Origin of the sequence: Streptomyces sp. NPDC046870 (assembly GCF_040704595.1) — a bacterium.
GTDB classification, from domain to species: Bacteria; Actinomycetota; Actinomycetes; order Streptomycetales; family Streptomycetaceae; genus Streptomyces; species Streptomyces argyrophylli.
In genome coordinates this window covers 18,214-40,696 of sequence record NZ_JBEYXM010000019.1, presented here as the reverse complement: position 1 = coordinate 40,696, position 22,483 = coordinate 18,214, and the positions used below count along the sequence as shown (strand labels likewise).

17 protein-coding genes are annotated in these 22,483 nt (G+C 74.8%); 10 read left to right on the top strand and 7 right to left on the bottom strand.

Annotated elements, in window-relative coordinates; translation table 11 throughout:
• Positions 1-59: 59 nt before the first annotated feature.
• Both AB0946_RS30400 and AB0946_RS30395 read right to left on the bottom strand, forming a co-directional pair.
• Positions 60-2,435: a glycosyl hydrolase family 65 protein gene (locus AB0946_RS30400; protein ID WP_366763867.1), complete on the bottom strand. Its 2,376-nt coding sequence runs from the start codon at positions 2,433-2,435 to the stop codon at positions 60-62.
• Positions 2,432-3,172 (bottom strand): beta-phosphoglucomutase family hydrolase, encoded by a 741-nt coding sequence (locus AB0946_RS30395; protein WP_366763866.1) that lies wholly within the window; start codon positions 3,170-3,172, stop codon positions 2,432-2,434. The genes AB0946_RS30400 and AB0946_RS30395 overlap by 4 nt, the downstream gene beginning before the upstream one ends.
• 84 nt (positions 3,173-3,256) lie before the next feature.
• On the opposite strand from AB0946_RS30395, the gene AB0946_RS30390 reads away from it, so the two are divergent.
• From AB0946_RS30390 to AB0946_RS30370, 5 genes are all read left to right on the top strand, one after another.
• Entirely contained in the window at positions 3,257-3,907 is a 651-nt protein-coding gene (locus AB0946_RS30390; protein ID WP_366763865.1) for a nucleoside/nucleotide kinase family protein, read from the top strand.
• Between the two features lie 282 nt (positions 3,908-4,189).
• Positions 4,190-5,917 (top strand): phospholipid carrier-dependent glycosyltransferase, encoded by a 1,728-nt coding sequence (locus AB0946_RS30385; protein WP_366763864.1) that lies wholly within the window; start codon positions 4,190-4,192, stop codon positions 5,915-5,917.
• Between the two features lie 78 nt (positions 5,918-5,995).
• Positions 5,996-6,913 carry a MurR/RpiR family transcriptional regulator gene (locus tag AB0946_RS30380; RefSeq protein WP_366763863.1) on the top strand — a complete coding sequence of 306 codons (918 nt, stop codon included), beginning with the start codon at positions 5,996-5,998 and terminating at the stop codon, positions 6,911-6,913.
• Between the two features lie 342 nt (positions 6,914-7,255).
• Positions 7,256-7,636, top strand: coding sequence for a hypothetical protein (locus AB0946_RS30375; RefSeq protein ID WP_366763862.1), 381 nt, complete (start codon positions 7,256-7,258; stop codon positions 7,634-7,636).
• Positions 7,637-7,780: 144 nt separating this feature from the next.
• The gene (locus tag AB0946_RS30370; protein WP_366763861.1) at positions 7,781-10,201 is read left to right on the top strand and encodes a SpoIIE family protein phosphatase; all 2,421 of its coding nucleotides are present in this window, start codon (positions 7,781-7,783) and stop codon (positions 10,199-10,201) included.
• 29 nt (positions 10,202-10,230) lie between these two features.
• Here the strand turns inward: AB0946_RS30370 and AB0946_RS30365 are convergent, their stop codons facing one another.
• The 4 genes from AB0946_RS30365 to AB0946_RS30350 form a co-directional block, all read right to left on the bottom strand.
• Complete coding sequence (locus AB0946_RS30365) at positions 10,231-10,749, bottom strand: flavin reductase family protein (RefSeq protein WP_366763860.1); 519 nt, start codon at positions 10,747-10,749, stop codon at positions 10,231-10,233.
• Positions 10,750-10,829: 80 nt separating this feature from the next.
• Positions 10,830-11,489 carry a peptidoglycan-binding domain-containing protein gene (locus AB0946_RS30360; RefSeq protein WP_366763859.1) on the bottom strand — a complete coding sequence of 220 codons (660 nt, stop codon included), beginning with the start codon at positions 11,487-11,489 and terminating at the stop codon, positions 10,830-10,832.
• A 102-nt stretch (positions 11,490-11,591) separates the two neighbouring features.
• Positions 11,592-13,811, bottom strand: coding sequence for a prolyl oligopeptidase family serine peptidase (locus AB0946_RS30355; protein WP_366763858.1), 2,220 nt, complete (start codon positions 13,809-13,811; stop codon positions 11,592-11,594).
• Positions 13,808-15,592 (bottom strand): N-acetylglutaminylglutamine amidotransferase, encoded by a 1,785-nt coding sequence (locus tag AB0946_RS30350; protein ID WP_366763857.1) that lies wholly within the window; start codon positions 15,590-15,592, stop codon positions 13,808-13,810. The genes AB0946_RS30355 and AB0946_RS30350 overlap by 4 nt, the downstream gene beginning before the upstream one ends.
• Before the next feature lie 310 nt (positions 15,593-15,902).
• Between AB0946_RS30350 and AB0946_RS30345 the strand changes: the two genes are divergently transcribed.
• Both AB0946_RS30345 and AB0946_RS30340 read left to right on the top strand, forming a co-directional pair.
• The gene (locus tag AB0946_RS30345; protein WP_366763856.1) at positions 15,903-16,487 is read left to right on the top strand and encodes a DUF488 domain-containing protein; all 585 of its coding nucleotides are present in this window, start codon (positions 15,903-15,905) and stop codon (positions 16,485-16,487) included.
• A 235-nt stretch (positions 16,488-16,722) separates the two neighbouring features.
• Entirely contained in the window at positions 16,723-17,031 is a 309-nt protein-coding gene (locus AB0946_RS30340) for a hypothetical protein (protein WP_366763855.1), read from the top strand.
• A 44-nt stretch (positions 17,032-17,075) separates the two neighbouring features.
• Here the strand turns inward: AB0946_RS30340 and AB0946_RS30335 are convergent, their stop codons facing one another.
• Positions 17,076-17,918, bottom strand: a complete 843-nt coding sequence (locus AB0946_RS30335; protein WP_366763854.1) for a hypothetical protein — start codon at positions 17,916-17,918, stop codon at positions 17,076-17,078.
• Between the two features lie 294 nt (positions 17,919-18,212).
• Here AB0946_RS30335 and AB0946_RS30330 point away from each other — a divergent pair, with 294 nt between their 5' ends.
• The 3 genes from AB0946_RS30330 (at position 18,213) to AB0946_RS30320 (ending at position 22,483) form a co-directional block, all read left to right on the top strand.
• Positions 18,213-18,959, top strand: coding sequence for a TetR family transcriptional regulator (locus AB0946_RS30330; protein ID WP_366763853.1), 747 nt, complete (start codon positions 18,213-18,215; stop codon positions 18,957-18,959).
• 157 nt (positions 18,960-19,116) lie between these two features.
• Positions 19,117-19,533, top strand: a complete 417-nt coding sequence (locus AB0946_RS30325; protein ID WP_366763852.1) for a zinc ribbon domain-containing protein — start codon at positions 19,117-19,119, stop codon at positions 19,531-19,533.
• Between the two features lie 187 nt (positions 19,534-19,720).
• Positions 19,721-22,483, top strand: a complete 2,763-nt coding sequence (locus AB0946_RS30320; RefSeq protein ID WP_366763851.1) for a hypothetical protein — start codon at positions 19,721-19,723, stop codon at positions 22,481-22,483.

Here is a 22,483-nt window from a genome sequence, read left to right as displayed (position 1 = left end):
CCGGGCAGCCACCGGCACCCGGACCCGTCCGGCGCGCGGCGCCCCGGCCGGGCAGCCGCTCATCCCCCGTACGCGCCGCCTTCCCCGCCGCCCGGTCCCCGGTGCGGCGGCTGTCGCGGCGTGGGGCGCCGGGGTGCCGGCGGTACCGCGCGGACGGCCGGCTCGTCGGTGCTGACCGTGAGCGGTTCGCCGTGGTGGCGGAGCGTCAGCGGCGGGCCGTCGAGGAGCGCGTACGTCACCTTGTCCGCGCCGATGTCCACGCGCAGCCGGCGTCCGCGGAACTGGATGTTGAAGGCGAGGCGGCGCAGCCGCTCGGGCAGGCGGGGGGCGAACCGCAGCCGGTCGCCGTCGTGCCGCATGCCGCCGAAGCCCGCGACCAGGGCCATCCAGGTGCCGGCGAGGGAGGCGATGTGCAGTCCGTCCCGCGTGTTGTGCTCCAGGTCCTGGAGGTCCATCAGCGCGGCCTCGGCGGTGTAGGCGTAGGCGAGGTCCAGGTGGCCGGTCTGGGCGGCCATGACGGCCTGGCAGCAGGCGGACAGGGAGGAGTCGCGGACGGTCAGCGGCTCGTAGTAGGCGAAGTTCCGGGCGATCTGCTCCTCGTCGTGCTCCTGCTCGAACCAGTCGCCGCAGGTGTACATGGCCAGCACCAGGTCGGCCTGTTTGACGACCTGCTTGCGGTAGAGGTCGAAGTAGGGGAAGTGGAGCAGCAGCGGGTACTGGTCGGGGCGGGTGCCCTCGAAGTCCCAGCGCTGGTAGCGGGTGAAGCCGGCGTGCTGCTCGTGGACGCCGAGTTCGTCGTTGTAGGGGACGTGCATGGAGTCGGCCGCGTCCCGCCAGGCCGCGCTCTCCTCCTCGTCCACCCCGAGCCGCCGCGCCTGGTCGGGATGGCGTTCGACGGCGTCGGCGGCCGCGCGCAGGTTCTGGCGGGCCATCAGGTTGGTGTAGGTGTTGTCGTCGGCGACCGCGCTGTACTCGTCGGGTCCGGTGACGCCGTCGAGGTGGAAGACGCCGTGGATGTCGTGGTGGCCGAGCGAGCGCCACAGCCGGGCGGTCTCCACCAGCAGTTCCACGCCGGTCTCCCGCTCGAAGGCGGTGTCGCCGGTGGCCTCGACGTACCGGACGACGGCGTCGGCTATGCCGGCGTTGACGTGGAAGGCGGCGGTGCCGGCCGGCCAGTACGCGGAGCCCTCCGGCCCGGCGATGGTCCGCCAGGGGAACGCGGCGCCGGCGATGCCGAGTTGGGCCGCGCGCTCGCGGGCCTCGTCCAGGGTGTTGTAGCGCCAGCGCAGGGCCTCGGCGACGGCGCCGGGCGCGGTGTGGGTGAGCACGGGCAGCACGAACATCTCGGTGTCCCAGAAGGCGTGCCCGTCGTAGCCGGAGCCGGTGAGCCCCTTGGCGGGAATGGCGCGCTGCTCGGCACGGGCGCCGGCCTGGAGGACGTGGAACAGCGCGAACCGGACGGCCTGCTGGATCTCCTCGTCGCCCTCCACCTCGACGTCGGCGCGGGCCCAGAAGTCGTCCAGCCAGGCCCGCTGGTCCTCGAGCAGGCCCTGCCAGCCGTCGTGCCCGGCGGCGGCGAGCGCGGCGTCGACCTGGTCGGCCATCGCGGGCAGCGACCGGGTGCCGGACCAGCCGTGGGCGACCAGCTTCTCCATCCGCAGGGTCTGTCCGGGCTCCAGCACGGAGGTGACGGTCAGCCGGGCCACGTCGATGCCGCTCTCGCTGCGGCTGGTGGTGCGTTCGGGCCCGGTGACGACGTGGTCGGCGGCCACGGCGACCCTAAGACCGCTGCGCCGGGTGCGGTGCACCAGCCGCAGCCGGTTGCCGGAGGCGAAGCCGTCCTCCTGCTCCAGCGGGGACTTCAGCGCCTTCGCCGCGCGCGGGTCGCCGTCGGGGTCGGGCAGGCTCTCGTTGGCGACCAGCTCGGACTGGATCACCACCCGGCTGCGGCTGCCGACGGCCTCCACCTCGTACGCCACGGCGGCCACGGCCCGCTGGGTCAGCGAGACCAGCCGGGTGGAGCGCACCCGGACCGTGGAGCCGGCCGGGGAGGTCCACTCGCAGGTCCGCTCCAGCACCCCGCGGCGCAGGTCCAGGACGCGTTCGTGGGCGACGAGCCGGCCGTAGCGCAGGTCGAACGGCTCGTCGTCCACCAGCAGCCGGATGACCTTGCCGTTGGTCACGTTGATGACGGTCTGCCCGGACTCCGGGTAGCCGTAGCCGGCCTCCGCGTACGGCAGCGGGTGCACCTCGTGGACGCCGTTGAGATAGCTGCCGGGCAGGCCGTGCGGTTCGCCCTCGTCCAGGTTCCCGCGCCAGCCGACGTGCCCGTTGGACAGGGCGAACACCGACTCGCTCTGGGCGAGGACGTCGAGGTCGAGGGCGGTCTCCCGCACGGCCCACGGTTCGACGCCGTAGGAGCGGTCGGTGATCACTGCTTGCCTCCCAGTTCGGCCAGGTCCGTGACGACGACGTCGGCGCCGTGCGCGTACAGCGCGTCGGTCTGGCCCACCCGGTCCACGCCCACGACATGGCCGAACCCGCCCGCTCGCCCGGCGTCCATGCCGGCCAGCGCGTCCTCGAAGACGGCCGCGCGGGACGGCTCGACACCGAGGTCCCGGGCGGCGGCGAGGAAGGTGTCGGGGTGCGGCTTGCCCGGCAGCTTCCGCTCGGCCGCGACCACACCGTCGATCCGTACGTCGAAGAAGTGCTCGGCGCCGACCGCGCGCAGCACGTCCCGGCAGTTGGCGCTGGAGGAGACGATCGCGGTGCGCAGCCCCGCGGCACGGACCGCCTCCAGATACCGCAGGGTGCCCTCGTAGGCCTCGACCCCGCCGGTGCGGATCTTCTCCAGCAGCAGGTCGTTCTTGCGGTTGCCGAGGCCGTGCACGGTGCGGGCGTCCGGCGGATCGTCCGGGCCGCCTTCGGGGAGGTGGATGCCGCGGGAGGCGAGGAAGGCGCGGACACCGTCGGCACGGGGGCGGCCGTCGACGTACTCGTCGTAGTCGGAGGCGGCGTCGAACGGCCGTCCCTGTTCCCCCTCGTAGTCGCGCAGGAAGGCGTCGAACGTCTCCTTCCAGGCCGCCGCGTGCACGACGGCGGTCTTGGTGACGACCCCGTCGAGGTCGAAGAGACAGGCCTGGATGGTGTCGGGCAGACCGAGCTGAGTCATATCCGGACTGTTCCCCGCGAAGCGTCCGTCCAGTGGGTGGCGCACGCCACACTGCCGGCGCGCGGGGGATGCCACACTCTCTGTGTGCCGCTGACCTTCGACGACCTCATCGCCCGTGCCCGCGCCCTGCCCCGGGACGGCCGGCGCGCCCTGCTCGGCATCGCGGGCAGCCCCGGTTCGGGCAAGACGACGCTGGCCGAGCGCCTGGTGGACGCGCTGAACGGCGACGGCCCGCCGTGGGCGGCGCACGTGCCGATGGACGGTTTCCACCTCGCGGACGCCGAACTGGACCGGCTGGGCCGCCGGGACCGCAAGGGCGCTCCGGACACCTTCGACGCGGCCGGGTACGCGGCGCTGCTGCGGCGGCTGCGCGAGGAGACCGACGCGGTGGTGTACGCGCCGGGCTTCGAGCGGGTGCTGGAGCAGCCGCTCGCGGGCGCGATCCCGGTGCCGCCGCGGGCCCGGCTGGTGGTGACCGAGGGGAACTACCTGCTGCTGCGGGAGGGTTCGTGGGCGCGGGTGCGGCCGTGCCTGGACGAGGTGTGGTTCTGCGAGATCGCCGAGGAGGAACGGATCCGCCGGCTGGTCGCCCGCCACGAGGAGTTCGGCAAGGAGCACGAGGCGGCCGTGGCCTGGGTGCGCGGCTCGGACCAGCGCAACGCCGACCTGGTGGCGACGACACGGCGGTGGGCGGACCTGGTGGTGCCGGCCGGTGTGCTGCTCGCCGTGAGCTGACGTCCCGGCGCCGGCCGGGCACGAACCGGCGCCGGCTGTGCGGCTCTTCACCTCCTCGCTCGTCGGCGGGCCGTTTCAGCGGGCCTGTTGCGAGAGGCACAGGAAGGAAGCGGCTCGGGGTGAACCCCGAGCGGCTGCGGGCCGTACCCGTGTACACGGCAGAAGGTCTGCCGGTGCGACTCGTGCGGCGGTGAGGGCCGTGGGGGCGGCGGAGCGACGCAGCGCCGTGATCGGGCCCGATGGCCCGCCCGCCCCCGCCACGACCCTTCCGCCGCGGGACGGATGATGGCGCGCCAACAGCACCCGGTCCTCACCCCCACCGCTCCCGCCGCGGTCCCGGCACGACAGGACCCGCCGGGACGGTGGGCCCGGCTGCGCCGGCACCGGCGGTGGCTGCCGCCGGTGCTGGTCGTCCTGCTCCTCGGGCAGATGGCCGCGGCGATGGTCACCACGGCGGTGCGGCAGACCCCCACGATCGACGAGCCGGTGTACGTCGCCACGGCCACCGACTATCTGCGCGAGCACCGGCTGCGCTACAACCCCGAGCACCCGCCGCTCGGGAAGCTGCTGATCGCGGCCGGGGTGGCGGTGGCGGACCCGCACTACGACCCGTCGTACCCGGGCGACCAGGGGCAGGTGGGCCGGCATCTGCTGTACGCGTCGGGCAACGATCCCTGGCGGCTGATGCTGTGGGCGCGCCTGCCGGTGATCGCGCTGACGCTGCTGTGCGGGCTGGTGGTGGCCGCCTTCGCCCGGGACCTGACGGGTACGGCGGGCGGCCTGGTCGCGCTCGCCCTGTACGCGTTCTCGCCCGACGTGATCGCGCACGGTTCCCTGGCCACGCTGGACCTGCCGGCGGCCGGAGCCGTCCTGACCGCGGCCTGGCTGGTATGGCGGGCCCGGCGCCGCCCCGTCCTGTACCTGCCGCTCGCGGGGGCTGCGCTGGGCGCGGCCGCGGCGACCAAGATGAGCACCCTGCCCGCGGTACCGGTGCTGATGGCGCTGGCGGCGGTGTCCGCCCTCGCCGCCCACCGGTCCGCCCCGGCGCCGCGACGGTGGCCCCTGGCCTGGCTCGGGGCGCGGCGTCCGGCGGTGGCGGCGGTGGCGGCCGCCGTCGTCGTCGCGGTCGTGGCCCTCGCCGTCGTGTGGGCCGCGTACCTCGTCGTCGACCCCCGGCTGCGGTTCGCGCCGGCCGGGCCGGTGCCGGGTGTGCACGGGGCGCGGGCGCGGCTGGTGGAGCTGTTGCCGGTGCCGCCGGCGTACCGGGCGGGGATGCGGGTGCAGTTCGGGCTGGAGGAGCAGCCCTGGCAGGGATACCTGTTCGGGCACCTGTACACCGGTTCGCTCTGGTACTACCTGCCGGCCGCGCTGCTGGTGAAGACCCCGCTCGGACTGCTGGCGCTGGGCGCGGCCGGGGCGGTCGCGGTCGTGGCGGTACGGCGGCTGCGCCCGGCCGCGTCGTACCTGCTCGCGCCGCCCGTGGTGCTGCTCGCGGCGGCGATGACGGGGTCGCGGGACTTCGGCACCCGGTACGCGCTGTTCGTGCCGGTGTTCCTCGCGGTGGCGGCGGCCTGTGTGCCGGCCCCGCGGCGGCGGTGGCGCGGGCTGCTGACCGGCACCCTGGTGCTGTGGGTGGCGGTGAGTTCGCTGCGGACGTTCCCGTACTACCTGCCGTACGCCAACGAGGCGTTCGGGGGCCCGGAGCGCACCCACCGGCTGCTGCACGACTCGAACGTGGACTGGGGCCAGGACCTGGGACGGCTCGCCGACCGGCTCCGGGAGCGGTACCCGGGCGAGCGGGTGTGGCTGGTGTACAAGGGCAGCGGCGTCCCGTCGTACTACGGCATCGACGCCGCCGATCCGCGCACGGTGCCGCCGGAGCGGGTGCACGGGCTGCTGGTGGTCTCGGACTCCGCCGCCGCCAAGGCGCGCGGCCGGCTCGCGCGGCTGCTGGCGAGCAGCCGGCCGGTCGGTGAAGTGGGCCATTCCATCGGCCTGTACCGGCGGTGAGCCCGGTGTCTCAGCGCCCTGGTCACGACGGCCGGTGAGCTATGTTGAGTCCTCGTGGCAGACAAAGGAGGCCGACCGGTGCCCTCGCCGCAGCAGGCACGCGCACAGGCATCAGCGATCACGTCGGGCAGGTCGGTGCCCGCGGCCGAGGCCGCTCCGACCTCCCGGCTCAGGGAGCTGTTCGACGGCCCGCGTCTGTCGCCGGGGCAGCGGCGCATCGCCCAGTACCTGATCGAGCACATCACCGAGGCCGCGTTCCTGTCGATCACCGAGCTCGCGGACCGGGTCGGGGTCAGCCAGCCCTCCGTCACCCGGTTCGCCGCCGCCGTCGGCTTCAGCGGCTATCCGGCGCTGCGCGAGAGGCTCCAGTCGATCGCCCTGAGCAGCCTCGCCGGGGGGCCCGGCGAGGAGGACCGGGCCAACGAGCTGCAGGCGGCCGTCGACGCCGAGATCGAGAACCTGGAGAACCTGCGGCGGGACTTCGCCGACCCCGACCGGGTCATCCACGTCGGCCGCGAGCTGTCCCGCTCCACCCCGCTGACCGTGCTGGGCCTGCGGATCTCGGTGTCGCTCGCCGAGTACTTCGGCTACGCGGCCCGCCGCATCCACCCGGACGTGCGGCTGGTGACCCGCGGCGGCAGCGTGGCCTACGACGCGCTGCTCCAGGCCCGCGAGGCCGGCGGCAGCTGGGTGCTGGCCTTCGCCATGCCCCGGCACTCCCAGGAAACGCTGCACGCCGTCCGGGTGGCGCGCGGCGCCGGCCTGAAGGTCGCCCTGGTGACGGACCTGGCGCTGGGGCCGCTGGCCGACGAGGCCGACGTCACCTTCGCCACCGGTACCGGCTCCCGGCTGGTGTTCGACTCCTACGCCGCGCCCGGGGTGCTGGCCGCGGCGCTGCTGCAGGCCATGACCGACGCCGATCCGGAGCGCACCCAGGCCCGGCTGGAGAAGTACGAACAGCTCTCCGAGCAGCATCAGTTCTTCCTGAGGGACTGAACCGGGGCCGGTCCGGCCGATCCTTCCGCCGATTGCGGGCATCCGTGAAGATCTTGCGGTCGTCCGTGGCGTGGACGGGGATGATTCACCGCATAACGAGCATGAATGTTTTCATACGTCTTGCAAACGGGTCGGCATATATAAATACTGCTCGGCGGGCTCCCCCGCTCGTCCGGGGCCCGCGCACGGACACCCCGCGCCGCCGTCCCCTACCCACGTCGGCGCCCGGGGTGCACCGGGGCGCGTCGTCTGCGCGACGCGCCCGTGGCGGCCCCGGTCATCCCCTAGACCGGGGCCGCCCCGAACCCGTCGGCCACTTTCCGACACCGCACACCGGAAGCGATGGACATGCCCCTGACCAGCACGCGCATCAGTCGAGACTGGCCCTGTCAGGTCAAGACGCCGGGCTCGTACGACTGGGAGCGCTCGGCCGCCAAGTGGCTGCGCGAACTGATCCCCGCGCGCTACGCCAGCTACCCGGCGCTCATCCGGTACCCGGTCCTGCTGGCCCGGCACGCGCAGATCCAGGTGCAGCAGGAGATCCGGGTCGCGCGCACCGCCCTGCAGACCGCGCGGGCGGAACTTCCCGTGCTCGGACTGCCCGAATCGGTGATCGAGCACACGATCAAGCTGTATGCGGCGGAAGTGCTGCAGCTTCAGCACATCGCCCGCAGCGTGCGGGTGGTCAGCGAGGCCCTGGCCGCCCGCGGCACACCCCGCTGACCTGGCCGGGCCGCTCCCCCACGCCCCTTCACCGCTGCCTCCCGCGGCCTCGCCGCGCCGCCTCCCGCCGCTTCCCGAGCCGTCCCTGACGTCCACCGTTCGTGTGAATCCCGACCCGGCAGACGAGTGATCGAACGAGTCCGGATGTGCAATGCTCGTCGCGTGACGAGCGAGCCCCTGCCCCCGGCGGACCGCGGAACCGCCGCCGACCTCACGGCGCTGGCCAAGGTCGTGGCCCGGCAGCGCGCCGAGATGGAGCGGCTGCGGGACCTCGCCGCCACCTCCGCGGTCCTGGAGCGGGCCAAGGGCGTGCTGATGGCCGTCACCTCCTGCAGCCCGGACGCCGCCCACCAGGAGCTGGTCCAGCGCGCCAAGGACGGCAACCGCACCCTCCTCGAACAGTGCTGGCTCACCCTGGGCGCCCTGCCGCCCCGCCAGCAGTCCGCCACGCCTCCCGCGCCGGCCGACGCCGTGCGCTCCTGGGAGCACGTGCCCGCGGGCACCACCGACCTGACGGACGTCCTGGGTCACATCGGCCGCGATCTGCTCCGGGTCGGCTCACCGCACGAGCTGGCCGGATGCCTCATGGACCACCTCGCCTCCGAGGCGGGCGCCGACGCGGTGATGCTGTACGAGCGGCTCCCCGAGGGCGGGCTCGGACTGATCGGGTACGCCGGTCTCGACCCCGCCCTCGCCGCCCAGTGGCGCCAGCTCCCCCCGGTGACCGGCATGGCCGCGCTGGACGCCCTGGGGTCCGGGGAGCCGCGCTGGCTGGAGGACATCGCCCTGGACCGCGCCCGGTACCTGCTCATCGGGGATCCCCCGGAGCGGTGGCTCACCCGGGCCTGGCTGCCGGTGCCGGCCGGGGACGCCGCCTGCGTCGCCCTCGGGGTGCTGCGCCGGCGTCCCGAGCCGTTCACGGACCGCGAGCGGGAACTGCTGCGGGCCGTGGCCCGGCTGTGCGCGGGCCGGCTGCGGGCCTTCGACAGCCCGCGCCCCGGCGCGCCCGCGGACGTCTCCCAGACCGTGCAGGCGGTGTTCGACGCGCTGCCGGGTGCGGCGATCCTGCTGACCCCGCTGCGCGCCCCCTCCGGCGAGGTGGAGGACTACCTCATCGACGCGGCCACCCCGGAGGCGGTCGACGTGTTCGGCCGCACCGGCCGGGACATGGTCGGCAACCGTGTCCTGGAGAGCTACCCGTCGGTCGCGGGCGAACCGCTGTGGCGGGGCTACCTGCGGGCGCTGGAGACCAAAGTGCCCTTCGAGGGCGAGCCGTTCGCCTACCGGGACGTGGTCGGCGAGGTGCCCGTGACCGCCACCTACACCGTGCGGGCCGCTCCGCTGGGCGAGCGCCTGGTGGTGACCTGGCTGCGGCACGACCCGGTGGAGCGCCAGGAGCAGCGCCTGGCCGACGTGCAGCGGCTCGGCAACCTGGGCTGGGCGAACTGGAACCTGATCACCCAGGAGATCTCCTGGGCCACGCAGACGTACGCCGTGCTCGGTCTGCGCCCCGGGCAGCGGCCGGTCCGCCTGGAGGAGCTGCCCGACCTGGTCCTGCCCGAAGACACCGGGCCGCTGGCCCACGCGATCGCCGAACTCGTCTCCCACGGCCACCCGTTCGACGTGCCGTTCCGCGTCGAGACACCCGAAGGGGTCCGGCACCTGCGGATGGTCGCCGAGGCCGTCACGGAGCCCGACGGCACCCCGGTCGAGGTGCACGGCTTCGTCCAGAACCTCACCGCGCAGCGCAGCGCGGAACTCGCTTTGGTGGAGAGCGAGCGCGCGATGCTGCTCCAGCGCGGCATCCTCCAGGCCGAACGGGCACTGGCGGCCCGGCTCCAGCACGCCCTGCTGCCGCTGCCCAGCAAGCCGGTGCTGCTGGCCGGGCTGCGCGTCGAGGTCGCCTACCTGCCCGCGCAGGCCGGCATCCACGTCGGCGGCGACTGGTTCAGCGCCATCGAACTGCCCGACTACGACGCGCTGTTCGTGGTCGGCGACGTGGCGGGCCACGGCATCGACGCCGTGGCCACCATGGCCCAGCTCAGGTTCACCGCGAAAGGCATGGTCAGCACCGGCTCCTCGCTCACCGGGGCGCTGGCGCGGCTCAACCAGCTGCTGCTGCACTCCCGCGACAGCCAGATCACCGCCACCATGGTCCTCGCCCGTTACGACCCCGACCGGCAGGTCCTCGCCTGGGCACAGGCGGGGCACCCGCCGCCGCTGCTGGTGCGCCGGGGCGAGGTCCGCTTCCTCGAACGGCCCGGCGGCATGCTGCTCGGCGCGACGGCCGCCCCCGCCTACGAGTCGCGGGAGCTGCGGCTGGAGCCCGGCGACCGGCTGCTGCTCTACACCGACGGCCTGGTCGAACGCCCCGGCGAGGGCCTCGACGCGGGCTTCGCCCGGCTGGCCGAGGCGGTGCGCGCCCACGGCAGCGGCGAGTCCGACTCCCTGGACGCGCTGCTCGCGGCGCTGCTGGCGGACGAGCGGCGCGACGACGTCTGCGTGCTCGACATCCGCATGCCCCTGGAGGGCGTGCAGGACGCGGCGGAGGCCGCGGTGGGCTGACGGCGCCTCACTCGTCACGGTGGCCGCGCTCACTCCGCGGGATGGCCGGCCTCGATGGTGACGGCGTCGGAGAGGCGCAGCAGGGGTCCGCTCCGGCCCTCGCCCCACTCGACGGGGTCGAGCAGGAAGCCCACGTGGTCGCCGCCGTCGGTGCGCCGCAGGACGGCACCGACGAACCAGGCCGCCGTGTTCTCCAGGACGGCGGTGCCGCCGTGCCCCTCCCGCCAGGCGAGCCGCGCGAACTTGTCGACCTCGTCGCCCGTCTCGCCACCGAAGAGCTCCGCCAGGTCCCGCTGGTCGCGGGTGAGCAGATGGACGGCGAGGAACCGCGCGTCCCGGGCGACCCGGTAGGTCCGGTTGACCTTGGACAGCCACACGGTGAACCGGGGCGGCCGGATGGAGCACTGCGAGGCGAAGCCGACCAGGCAGCCGGCGCGCCTGCCGCTCGCCTCGGCGGTCACCACGCACATGTCCGGGTCCAGCCGGTCGAAGAAGCCGTCCAGGTCCGGCCGTGCCTGCCGGCCCCGCGTGCCGCTCTCGTCCGCCATCCCGCTCCGCTCCCGTCCGCCGTGGTCCGTCGCCGGCCCGCGCAGGCCGCCCGGTGGTCCTCGTGTGCCCGGTGCGCCGCTCATGAATCGTCACCGAAGCCGGTGCGGGACTCCAGCGCGCGGCGCGTGTCGTTCCCGTAGACACCCGTCTCGTCGCCGCTGACGCCGTACCAGAGCTGGAAGCGGGCCACGGCCTCGGTGAGCGTGGTGTCGTAGGTGCCGCTGGTGGAGCCGTCGCGGTAGACGTCCGGGACGCGCAGCAGGCGTCGCTGCAGTTCGGCGACCTCGGGTCCGGTGTCGCCCTGACGGAGGGTGCCGGGGCCGTCGGGGTCGGGCGCGGTGGCGGCGGTCGCGGGTCCGGCCGGCGCGGACGCCGGGGCCGACGGGCCGCCGGGTGCCGTGGCCGGCGGTGCGGTGGTGACCGCGGGCGCCGGGCGGGCGGTCGCGGCGGCCTGCTGACGGCCGGGCAGGAGCAGCGCGCAGCCGAAGCCGACGAGGGCCGCCGCCACGACGGCCGCGGCCACGGCGGCCCGGCGCGGGCCCGGCGCACCCGGCGCACGGGAGACCGGGGCGGGTACGGGCGGGAGTTCCCGGGTGTCGTCCTCGTGGCCCACCGGACCGGGCGGCCGCATCTCCCGCATGAGTTCCGCGAGGGCGTCGAAGCGGCGCAGGCGCACCACCCGGACGGGCTCCAGGACCGGTCCGGGCTGCGGCTGTTCGGGATCGGGCGGTGTCGGCACCTGGCTCTCCTTCCGTCCCGCCGGCGGGGGCGGGGCTCCTGCGGCCCGCGTGCTCAGATACGGCCCGCGCCGCCACCCCGTTCAGCGATCCCCGCCGGGGGTTCACGGATGGAGGTGCCGCTGCATCCAGTCGGCCGCCGCGCGGCGGAACAGGCGCCGGTTGTCCGCGCGCAGGAAGTCGTGCCCTTCGTCGCGCAGGGTCAGCAGTTCCGCGTGGACGCCCCGTTCCCGGGCGGCCCGCACGAACTGCTGGGACTCCCCCGGTGGCACGTTGGTGTCGTGCTCGCCGTGGACGGCCAGCACCGGGACGCGCAGCGCGTCGATGCGGCTCATCGGCGACAGGGCGCGCAGCAGTTCCCGGTCGCGCTCCGGGTGGCCGTACTTGTGCGCCGCCGACTCCGCGATCCACGGCTCCGTACCGGCGAAGAAGGTGAGGAAGTCGGACATGCCGCAGACGGCCACTCCGGTGCGGAACAGGTCCGGGTGCCACACGAGGGAGGCGAACGTGAGGTAGCCGCCGTACGAGCGGCCCATGACCGCGAGCCGCGTCGGGTCGGCGGGGCCGGCGGTGACCGCGTGCACCGCGCAGTCCGCGACGTCGTCGAGGGCGGCGAAGCGGCCCGCGCCCAGGTCGGCGTCGACGAACGAGCGGCCGTGCCCCAGGGAGCCCCGGACGTCCGGGGCGAAGACGTCCAGACCGCGCCCGACCAGCTCGTGGTAGAGCGGGTGGAACACCGGGCGTTCCTGTTCCTCCGGGCCGCCGTGCAGGTGGATCACACAGGGTGCCGGTTCGTCGGTGGCGCGCCCCGGCGCCCGGTAGTACCAGCCGCTCAGGGGCAGCCCGTCCCGCGCGGTCAGCCGCACCGGGACGGGGCGCACCGGCGGGCGGCCCGGCGGGACGGCGTCCTCGTCCTTCGAGGACCACGGGGTGCGCAGCAGGGACACTCCCTCGTGGGCCCACCACAGGCCCGGGCGGCGCTGCGAGCCCGACAGCGCGAGCAGCAGGCGTCCGGCACCGGCGGCGCTCACGCGGGTGACGACCTCGTGGGGCAGGGGCAACGGCCGTGCCGGGCCCGTGCTGTCCGGGGTCCGCCCCGTCGGGAAGGTCTCGACGAGTTCCAGTTCGCTCGCGCCGCGCACGTTCCACGCGAGCGCGGCGGTGCGGCCGTCGTGGGCCAGCGCGAGGAGTTCCAGGTCGCTTTCCGCGCGCTCCGCCGCGACCGACACCGCCTGCGGCCGGCCGTCGGTGTCGAGGGCGACCGCGAGGAGGGCGGCGTACTCGCGGTCGTCGTTGCTGCGCAGCCACAGGGTCCGCGCGTTCGGGGAGAACCGGCCGATCCACGGATCGCCGTCGGCGACCGGCACGACGAGGGTGGTCACCGAGTCGGCGGTGCGCAGGACGACCGCCTCGCGCCGTCCGCGCGGCCCCCGGCGCAGCAGCGCGAGGCCGCCGTCGGGGCTGAGGTCGCACGCGCGCAGGGAGGCGGCGTGGGTCTCGGTGGTGAGCAGGACGGGTGAGGCCAGGCCGTCGGGATCGATCAGATAGACCGACAGGCCGCCGTCGGGCCGGGCCGCCGGGGCCGTGGTGCCGGTCGGCGTCCCGTCCGGTGCCACACCCGAGGCGGCGTCGTACGCGGCCGGGCCGAGGAGCGTGGCGTGACCGTCCCGCTCCGCCCAGTCGGCCGCCGGGCTCATCCCGGCGAGCAGGCCGTCGGCCGGGCCGGGGTCCGCCAGGCCCCGCGTCGCGAGGGTTCCGTACGCGGCGGCGGCCGGCGCGGCGACGGTGACGGCGACGGCCGAGCCGTCGTGCGCCCAGCAGCCCAGGTAGGCGGAGCTGGCCGGGTCGGCCCCCGCCAGGACGCGGCGCCCGGTGCCGTCGGGCCGCACGCAGAGCACCCGTGAGTGCTCACCGCCGCCCGGCGCCGTGGTGTACGCGATCCAGCGGCCGTCCGGTGACCAGGACACCTCCTTGACCGGGTCCGGTGAGGAGTCCAGCAGCCGCACCTCGTCGCCGTCGACGGGCCCGGCCCACAGCTGGGGGACGCCTCCCCGGTCACAGATGAAGGCCGTCTCGCTGCCGTCGGGGTTCGCGGAGGGGTACCAGCAGCCGTGCGCGCGCAGCCGTGTCACCGCGTCCCGCGGGCCGCCCGCCTCGGGCAGCGGCACCGGTGCGGGGGCGGCGGCACGGGCGGCGTCGAGGACGTCCCCGGTACGGCGGTCCGGGGACCGGACGGGGCCCGCACCCGCCGGGCCCGGTGGTCCGGAGCGGATGACGGCGGGTGCCGGGCCGTGCGCCACCCGCGCGCCCCGGTCGTCGGTCACGTGATTCCGTGGGTCTGCAGCCATATCTCCAGCACAGCGATCTGCCAGAGCGCGTTCGCGCCCCGCCTGGTCCGGTGCTCGTCGGGCGCCTTGAGGAGCTCCGCCACGTACGCGTCCTGGTACACACCGCGCCGCCTGGCCTCCGGTGCCTCCAGGGCCTCCCGCACGCGCCGCAGGACGGGGCCCGCCATGTGCCGGATGGCCGGCACGGGGAAGTAGCCCTTGGGGCGGTCGACGACCTCGTGGGGCAGCAGCTTGCGGCCCGCCTCCTTCAGCACGCCCTTGCCGCCGTCGGCCAGTTTGAGTTCCGGCGGGCAGGCCGCCGCCTGTTCGACCAGTTCGTGGTCCAGGAACGGCACCCGGGCCTCCAGGCCCCAGGCCATGGTCATGTTGTCGACCCGCTTGACGGGGTCGTCGACGAGCATGACGTGCGTGTCCAGCCGGAGAGCGGCGTCCAGCGCCGTCTGTGCCCCCGGTCGCGCCATGTGCTCGCGTACGAAGCGTGCCGAGACGTCCTCGCGGGGCAGCAGCTCGGGCCGCAGGACCCGGGCGAGGTCGGCGTGCGACCGGTCGAAGTAGGTCGCGGCGTACTGCTCCGGCTCGTCCTCGCGGGCGACCGAGGCGAGCTGCGGGTACCAGTGGTAACCGGCGAAGACCTCGTCGGCGCCCTGCCCGCTCTGGACGACCTTGACCTCCTTGGACACCTGCTCGGACAGCAGGTGGAAGGCGACCACGTCGTGGCTGATCATCGGCTCGCTCATCGCCTCGAACGCCCCGTCCAGAGCCGTCGAGACCCGTTCGGAGGGGACCATCAGCCGGCGGTGGTCGGTGCCGAACTCCCGGGCCACGAGATCGGAGTAGCGGAACTCGTCGCCCTTCTCGCCGCCCTCCGTCTCGAACCCGACGCTGAACGTCATCAGGTCGCGCCGGCCCTCGTCGGCCAGCAGCGCGACGATGAGGCTGGAGTCGAGGCCGCCGGAGAGCAGGACACCGACCGGCACGTCGGCCACCGTCCGCCGGCGCACGGCCAGGCGCAGCGCGTCCAGCACCGCGTCCCGCCACTCGTCGGCCGTCATGCCGTCGTGCTCGGGCCGGCGCGTGTAGTCCGGCTGCCAGTAGCAGTGGTCCCGGTACGTGCCGTCCGGTTCGACGACCCGCACGGTGGCCGGGGGGAGCTTGCGCACCCCGTTGAGGACGGTGCGCGGGGCCGCGACCGTGGCGTGCCAGCTCAGGTACTGGTGCAGCGCCTCCGGATCGAGTGAGGTGTCCACGTCTCCGGCGGCCAGGAGAGCGGGCAGCGTGGAGGCGAAACGGAGCCGGCCCGGCGTCCGCGCCAGGTAGAGGGGCTTGATCCCGAGCCGGTCCCGGGCGAGGACGACGCGGCCGGTCCGGTGCTCGGTGATCGCGAAGGCGAACATGCCCCGGAAGCGCTCCACACAGGCGGTCCCCCACTGCCGGTAGGCGTTGAGGACGACCTCGGTGTCCGACGTCGACTCGAAGCGGTGCCCGAGGCGGCGCAGCTCCTCCCGCAGCTCCGGATAGTTGTAGATGCAACCGTTGAAGACGCCGGTGACCTCGCCCCGGACGTCCGTCATGGGCTGGGCCCCGCTGTCCGACAGGTCGATGATCTTCAGGCGGCGATGTCCCAGCGCCACCGCGCCCCGTCTCCAGGTGCCCTGTCCGTCGGGTCCGCGGTCGGCGAGGCGCTCCGTCATGCGCTCGACCGCCGCGAGATCGGGCGACCGTCCGTCGAAGCGGACCTCCCCGCTCAGACCGCACATGACGCCCCGCCTCCGTCCGGCGCGCCGGCATACCCTCCGGCGCGGAGCTGGGCGGTACTGCGATACATGACGTCCCCTTCTGTAGACGACAGAACGTGTCGCGCGGCTCGCCGCTGCGGCGACTGCCACCGCCGACGTGCCGCAGCGCATGCGGGCCGGACCGGCGCCCGGACGACTTCGGGGATCGCGGCCGGACAGGGGTCGGCACCGAGCGGCTGCGGCGGCTTGTGCCGTTTTCGAGTGCCCACGCCCTGAGCAGGTAAGCCCCACCCCGCGCACCCGGCACGTCCGCACGTGGTGCACTCGGTGTATGAACCCTGTCCGGACCGGTCCCGTGGGCGGGATCCACAGCTCGGGCCCGGAGCTGATCACCTTCGGCCACGGCACGGCCGGGCGGACGGCGCTGGCGGGGCTTCTGCGGGAAGCCGGCGTCGCCGCCGTCGTGGACGTCAGGACCGCGCCGGGCAGTCGCCGGGACCCGGACCTGTCGCGGCAGCGACTGGCCGAGTGGCTGCCCGAGGAGCGGATCGCCTACCGCTGGGAGCGGCGGCTGGGCGGGTGGCGCAGGCCTCCGCCCGACTCGCCGGACACCGTCTGGCGCAACGAGTCCTTCCGGGGCTACGCCGCTCACACGCGCAGCCCGGAGTTCCTGACCGCGATGGACGGTGTGCTGCGGCAGGCGGGCGGGGAGCGTACCGCGGTGATGTGCGGCGAGGCGGTGTGGTGGAGATGCCACCGGCGCCTGATCGCCGACTTCGCCGTCCTGGCCCGCGGGGCGCGCGTCCTGCACCTGATGCACGACGGCCGCCTCACGGCGCACAGTCCGACGCCCGGTGTACGCCTGCGCGACGACGGCCTGCTGGTCTACGACGACGGTCCGCGGGCAGCGGGGTGAGGTCCGCCGCCCAGGAGGCGCGGCATCCCGGGTCCGCGGGGCCGCCCGCGCCGCGCGGGTGTGGCGGGCGCCCGGCGGGGCACGCGGAGTGCGGTCCAGCCGATTCGAGGACGGTGCCACGATGACAGACTACGAGCGTTCACGCGTCCTGCCCGCTCTCCCCCCGGCACACAGGGCCGGCGCCGGACGGCCGCGCGTCGCCGTCACGGCCGGCTGACCGGCCCCGGAGCACGCCATGGGACGCCCTAAGCAGTACGCCGTCGCCGCCTCCGGACAGTGGACCGACGAGGAGGACGGCCGGCGCCGGCTGCCCGCCGGCGAGGTCCACGCGTGGGAGCCGGGTCTGAACCAGACCGTCTGCGGACTCTCCCTCAGCCGCTCCCGGCTGACGCGCTTCCCGCACGTCGGCTGGGCGGACACCTTCCCGGAGTCCGGGGGCGCGGCGGACCGGGTGCGGCGCGTGTGCCCACGCTGCGCGTCCGTGGCCGGGCGCCGCGGCGGTGACGCCCGGCCCCGGTGGCACCGCACCGATCCCCGGCCCTGAGCGGCACGTCGGGGACGAGGTGCCCGGGTGGTCGCCGCCCGCCGTCAGGCCGGTGTGAGCACTCCCCGCGCGAACCGGCTCAGGGACGCGGTGAACGCGGTGACGAAGGCGTCCCTGGCCTCCTCCGGGAGCGCGTCGAGGGACAGGTAGGGGTTGAGGTCCTCCAGTTCGACCAGCAGCAGGCTTCCGTCCGCGGCGCGGCAGGCGTCGACGCGCTGGATGCCGTGGCCGAGGTCGTTCCAGTCGATGAACCGGCGGGCGAACTCCAGGTCGGCGGCGGTCGCCTGGTACGGCCGCAGCTCCCAGCGCCGCTCCGGGTCGGGGGCGTGGAGGGCGTACTGGAAGTCGTCGTCGACGAAGTAGAAGGACACCTCGTAGGCGAAGTCGACGCACGGCTGGATCAGGACGTCCCCGGTGGCGAGTCCGTCGACCCCGCCCGCGGGGACGATCCGCAGGCCGAGGGAGTCGGCGCCCTGCTTCGGTTTGACCACGTACCGCTCGGCGGCCGGCAGCCGGTCCAGGTGCTCGGCGCGGTCGACGGTCGGGATCACGGGGAAGCCGGCGGCGGTCAGGTCGAGCAGGTACTGCTTCCCGGCCATGTCGGCCTTCCCGGTGAGCGGGTTGTACACCCGGGTCCCGGCGGCGAGCGCCCGCGCGCGGAAGGCGTCGTACTGCTTGCGGTAGCCGAGCACGGGCCCGCTGTTGCGGACGACGACGGCGTCGAAGCCGTCCATCAGGCCCGCCGCGTCCACCGGATGACACAGGGCCAGCTCGAAGTGGGCGCGCAGCCGGGAGGTGAGGTGGATGTCCTCGTCGCAGTAGCGGCGCCCGCGCGCCTGGTACGCCAGGTCGGTGACGTAGAGCAGGCGGGGGCGGGCGGCGGGCATGGGGGCTCCTCGGGGCGGCACGGGGCCGCGGTCGTGGTGCGGGTGGGTGGTGCGGGCACGGTGCGGGGGCCGGTGCCTGCGGCGTCCTCGACGGCGGCGGCAACGGCGGAGAAAGGTTACGCCGCAGGGTACGGCGACTTCCGGCCACCCCCGGTCACCGCCCCCCTCGCGACCCGTGCCCCGCGGTCCGGCCGGGCCGCCCCGAGGCGACCCCGGAAGCACTCAGTTCCCCCGTCAGGACACTCGCGCTGCACTGAGTGCCACGAAAGCGGTCCGGGTGCTACGTTCCCGTCCATGAGCTCCAGCAGCGCGGTGCCGGCCGCGAAGCCGCCGATCCGGGACGCCCTGGTGGCGGCGGCCTTCCGGCTCTTCCTGGAACGCGGGTACGAGCAGACCACCGTGGACGACATCGTGGCCCTGGCCGGGGTCGGCCGGCGTTCGTTCTTCCGCTACTTCCCCTCCAAGGAGGACGTGGTCTTCCCCGACCACGAGCGCTGCCTGGCCGACATGACCGCCTTCCTCGCGGCCGGCGGCGCGGAACACGAGCCGGTGCGTCGGGTGTGCGACGCCGCCCGGCTGGTGCTGCGGATGTACGCCGAGAACCCGGCCTTCTCCGTGCAGCGCTACCGCCTCACCCGGCAGGTGCCGGGGCTGCGCGCGTACGAACTGTCGGTGGTGTGGCGCTACGAGCGCGCGCTCGCCGAGTACCTCCGCGCCCGTTTCACGGGACGGCCCGACGGCACCCTGCGCGCCGACGTGATCGCGGCCGCGGTCGTCGCCGCGCACAACAACGCCCTGCGCTCCTGGCTGCGTTCGGAGGGCAAGGGCGACCCGGGGGCCGGGGTGGACCACGCACTGGGGTACGTGCAGAGGACGTTCGGCCGGCCGGCGGAGGCCGCGCCGGCCGCCGCCCGGTTCGGGCCGGTGCCGTCCGGCGCGCAGGCGGGGCGGCCCGACGACGTGGTGGTGCTGGTGTCCCGCCGGGACGCGCCGCTGTGGCGGGTCGTGCAGGAACTGGAGGCGGCGCTCGGCCGGGACTGACCGGGAACAGGGGTGATTAGGGGTACCGAGTGCCTTTACGAGTGACACTGAGTGCCATACCCTGTCGGCGTGCACGGTGGCACGGCAACCGCGCACACGTGTGTCCGGTCCGCCCCGGGCACGCGGCATTCCGGCCGAGCGCAGGGAGTTGACCAGCGTGTACCACCCCTCAGCAAGCACCTCGCATCCGGTGGCCGGTGCCGCGGCGGGCGTTCTCGATCCCGCCGCCACGGACGCCAAGGACGCCATCCTCTTCCAGCGCTGCACCTGGTGCGGCACCGCGATGTACCACCGGCTGCTGTGTCCGGTCTGCCAGGGCAGTGAGCTGCGCACGGAGCGCAGCGAGGGCGTCGGCACCGTCCGCCACTCCACGGTGGTGCACCGCAACACACCGGCGGCGCGCAACGTGTCGCTGATAGAGATGGCCGAGGGGTTCGTCGTCCGGGGCCGGGTCATGGGCCCGCCGATCGGCATCCACAGCGGTGACCGGGTGCGGCTGTCCACCGCCAAGGACCCGGTGCGCGGGGAGCCGGTCTTCCAGCTGGTGGACGAGCCGTACCGGGCCTGGACCTGACCGGCCTTCACCGCCGTACCCGACCCGCACGCCGCCGCTGAGGCCACCGCCGGGCCCCCTTTCCTCCTCCCCCGCGGTCCATCACCTCCCCGCCACAGGCAACCCACAGCCTCCGCTCGCCATCCTCCCCGGGCGAGGGGCGTGCGGTGACACCGGGACGCCCGAGGTCGGTGTTGGAGGAGGATCAGTGGTCCGTGCCCTGCGCATAGGGGTGACCGCCGCCGCGCTGCTCGCGGTGGCGGGGGCGTCCCCGGGAGTGGCGGTCGCCCACTCCCGGCCGTCCGCGTTACGAGGCGTGTCGGAGGAGCCGGACGGCACGCCGCTGCCGCCCGGGTGGCGGCTGACCGGCGAGGGCCCGGCGCCGCAGCTGGTGTGGCGGTCGGCCCGGACGGTGCCCATGGGGGACGCCCGGGTGGAGTTCCGGGCGGGCGGACGCCTGTTGGGGGTGCCACGGCCGGCGGCGGACGGGCACACCTTCCGGCTGCCGCTCGACGGGAGACGGACGACGGGCCTGCGCGGGCTGGAAGTCTGGTCCGGCGGGCGGCGCTTGGACACGCGGGCCGCGGCCGGTGCGACCTCGGCGGCGCGGTTGCCGGCGGCGCTGCCCGCGAACGGCGTGGACCCGGGCAAGCCGGGTCCGTACCGCACCAGGACGGGCGAGTACAGCCTGAAGTCGGTGCGCCTGCCGGGGTTTTCCGCGCCCGTGGAGATGCGTGCCGTGGTCGTCGCGCCCGTCGGCACGTCCGGTGGGCGCCCCCTCGCGCTGTTCCTGCACGGCCGTCACTACACCTGCTACAAGGGGCCGGACATCACCGCCGACTGGCCCTGCAAGGCCGGCACCAAGCCGGTGCCCAGCCACCGCGGTTACCTGCGGGACCAGAAACTGCTCGCCTCCCAGGGCTACCTGACGGTGTCCGTCTCCGCCAACGGCGTCAACGGGCAGGACTTCGCGGCGGAGGACGGCGGCGCGCAGGCACGGTCGTCGCTGGTCCGGCTGCACCTGGCCCGCTGGGCCGACTGGGCCCGGCACCCGGAGTCGGCGCCGAAGGCGGTCCGCGAGGCGCCCCGCGCGGATCTGTCGCGGGTACTGCTGGTCGGGCACTCGCGCGGCGGCGAGGGCGTCAACCGTGCCGCGCTGGACAGCCTCACGCCGCCGCCCGCCGACCAGGACGGCTATCACGGGCCGGTGCACTGGCACATCCGGGGCACCGTCCTCATCGGCCCGACGGTCTTCGGGCAGAACCCGGTGCCGGACGTGCCCTCGGTGACGATCCTGCCGGGCTGTGACGGTGACGTCTCCGACCTCCAGGGCGAGCTGTACGTCGACGGCACGCGCGCGGTCGGCAACGGCACCGCCCTGCACAGCGCGGTGTACGTGATCGGCGCCAACCACAACTTCTTCAACTCCCAGTGGACACCCGGCCAGTCCGCGGCGCCCGCCGAGGACGACTTCTCCGACGACCCGCAGCACCCCGACCCGGTGTGCGGCAAGCGGGCCGCGACCCGGCTGACCGCCGACCGGCAGCACCGGGCCGGCTCGACCTACATCGCCGCCGCCGCGCGGCTGTTCCTCGCCGGGGACGACCGGGTACGGCCGCTGCTCGACGGCTCCGGGAGACGGGCGCCGTCGGCGGACCCGGCCCGGGTCCTCAGCCACGCGGTGGGCGCCCGCCGGAGCGGCGGGTTCCTGCCGGACGCGGGGGTGTCGGTGACCGGCGGCAGGCTGTGCGCCGCGGTGGACCCGAGCCCCGCCAGGACCTGCCTGGGCACGGGCGCCAAGGGTGCCTCCCCGCACTTCGCGCGGTGGGAGACGGACCGGGAGACCGGCCGCAGCGCGATCGCGGTGCGCTGGACACGCGCCGGCACCCCGGCCCGGGTGACCGTCGCGAAGCCGGTGTCGCTGTCCGGCGCGAAGGCGCTGGCGCTGCGGCTGTTCGTACCGCCCGGCTCCCGGGCCGCACGGCTGGACGTGACGCTGACCGACGCCTCCGGCAAGAAGGCGAAGCTCGGCCGGATCACACCCGCCGGGCTGCCCGGCAGCGAACGGACCGCCTCCTACTGGGCGCAGGAGATCCGGGTGCCGCTGACAGCGGCCGGCCGCGCCGGGCTCGACCTCCGCTCGGTCAAGTCCATGGAGCTGACGCCGCGTTCGGGGTCCGGGCGGGCCTGGCTCATGGACGCGTGGGGCTGGCGGCCGGGAACGCCCGCGGTGCGCACGGACGCGCTGCCGCGCGTGGACATCGGCCGGACGACCGTGGACGAGGGCGACTCGGGCGTGCGCACCTACCGGGTCCCGGCCCGGGTGACCGGCCGCGGCGGCAGCGGTCAGGTCCGCGTGTACGTGATCGACCCGGCCACCGGCAAGGCGCAGGACCGGCTGGTGACGGTGCGTCCGGGCGGCCAGGACATCGACGTGGCCTTCGAGGTGAAGGGCAACACCCGGTACGGCGCCGATGTGTCGTACGACGTGCTGGTCAAGGCGGTCCGGGGGGCGGTCGTCGGCTCCTACCGGGGCGGTGTCACCGTCCACGACGACGATCCGGCGCCCACGATGACCGTGACGCCCGTCGCCGGCGAGGTGACCGAGGGGCGGACGCTGAAGTGGCGGGTGTCGCTGTCGGAGGCGGTGGACGTCGACATGGGCGCGCTGTTCGAGGTCGCGCCGGCCACCGCGCCGGAACTGTCCACGAAGGACGTCCCGGCGAGCTGGCTGCGGGACACCACCGGGGAGAAGCCCGACCCGGAGCGTCCACTGTCCAAGGTGAGCGGGTTCTACCTGTGGGCGGACATCCCGGCGGGGCGGACCAGCGCGGAGATCACCCTGCCCACGGTGACGGACCGGGTGCGGGAGTCCCCGGAGTCGGTGCTGTTCCGGCAGGTCGACCCGCGCACCGGGGGGCCGGGGACCGGGGGCCTCGAACTGTCCGGTTCGGTGCTGGACGCGTCGTAG

Coding starts and splice junctions, on each gene's coding strand:
- AB0946_RS30395 (WP_366763866.1), bottom strand. CDS start 3,172: ATGACTCAGCTCGGTCTGCCCGACACCATCCAGGCCTGTCTCTTCGAC.
- AB0946_RS30385 (WP_366763864.1), top strand. CDS start 4,190: ATGATGGCGCGCCAACAGCACCCGGTCCTCACCCCCACCGCTCCCGCC.
- AB0946_RS30375 (WP_366763862.1), top strand. CDS start 7,256: ATGGACATGCCCCTGACCAGCACGCGCATCAGTCGAGACTGGCCCTGT.
- AB0946_RS30370 (WP_366763861.1), top strand. CDS start 7,781: ATGTGCAATGCTCGTCGCGTGACGAGCGAGCCCCTGCCCCCGGCGGAC.
- AB0946_RS30365 (WP_366763860.1), bottom strand. CDS start 10,749: ATGGCGGACGAGAGCGGCACGCGGGGCCGGCAGGCACGGCCGGACCTG.
- AB0946_RS30350 (WP_366763857.1), bottom strand. CDS start 15,592: ATGTGCGGTCTGAGCGGGGAGGTCCGCTTCGACGGACGGTCGCCCGAT.
- AB0946_RS30345 (WP_366763856.1), top strand. CDS start 15,903: ATGAACCCTGTCCGGACCGGTCCCGTGGGCGGGATCCACAGCTCGGGC.
- AB0946_RS30340 (WP_366763855.1), top strand. CDS start 16,723: ATGGGACGCCCTAAGCAGTACGCCGTCGCCGCCTCCGGACAGTGGACC.
- AB0946_RS30335 (WP_366763854.1), bottom strand. CDS start 17,918: ATGCCCGCCGCCCGCCCCCGCCTGCTCTACGTCACCGACCTGGCGTAC.
- AB0946_RS30330 (WP_366763853.1), top strand. CDS start 18,213: ATGAGCTCCAGCAGCGCGGTGCCGGCCGCGAAGCCGCCGATCCGGGAC.